Origin of the sequence: Mycobacterium sp. E1214, assembly GCF_001666755.1 — a bacterium.
GTDB lineage: Bacteria > Actinomycetota > Actinomycetes > Mycobacteriales > Mycobacteriaceae > Mycobacterium.
Map to the genome: position 1 here is coordinate 1 of NZ_LZJC01000029.1, position 689 is coordinate 689.

Below are 689 nucleotides of genomic sequence, written 5' to 3' on the forward strand. Positions count from 1 at the left end.
CGGTGGCGGAGTCCGAGGGGGCGTTGGTGCCGGCCGGGGCGGCCGGTGCGGCGGGGGTGAATTCGCCCAACGCCTTGCTGCGGGGCATGCCGATGGGGGGCATGGGCCGCCGCGGCGCGACCGCGGGCTATGTCAACAAGTACGGGTTCCGCTACAGCGTCCTGACCCGCCCACCCTCGGCCGGATAACGGCGGCGCACGAACATGTTTGAGCGGCTGTTTATCCGCGACCGGATTTTATTCCCGGCGGCATTCGGCGCGCCGACTGGCGGCGCGACAAGCGTCCGCGCCGGTGGACTCCGTCTCCGGGTCGGCGACGCCCGCCAGCAGGCGTTTACCACACCGCGGTGGGGTGGGAGACTCCGGTTGGGCGAGCGTGGCCCGGCTACCGCCGGTCGCGTTCACGGGCCGGCCGAAAGGTCGCTGCGGCCAGCGGCATCAGTGGGCCACGGGTGTCCGGCCAGCAACGCACTATCGTCATGCACTACTCGCGTCTCAGTGATTCGGCCACGAAGGGGTTAAAGGTAATGGTGTTGGACTATGGGGCACTGCCGCCGGAGGTCAACTCGGCGCGGATCTACGCGGGTCCAGGGTCGGGATCGTTCCTCACGGCAGCGTCGTCGTGGAATGCGTTGGCCGCGGAGCTGAACTCGGCCGCGCTGAACTACGAGAACGTGATCACGGCGCTAG

At 69.1% G+C, this 689-nt stretch carries 1 protein-coding gene and 1 pseudogene; both read left to right on the top strand.

The features are described 5' to 3' along the window. A pseudogene (locus A5700_RS03710) lies at positions 1 to 188 on the top strand (hypothetical protein); the annotation flags it as partial. Positions 189 to 526: 338 nt separating this feature from the next. Next, positions 527 to 689: PPE domain-containing protein (locus A5700_RS25045; RefSeq protein ID WP_156671063.1), on the top strand; the 163-nt coding region annotated here is incomplete at its 3' end.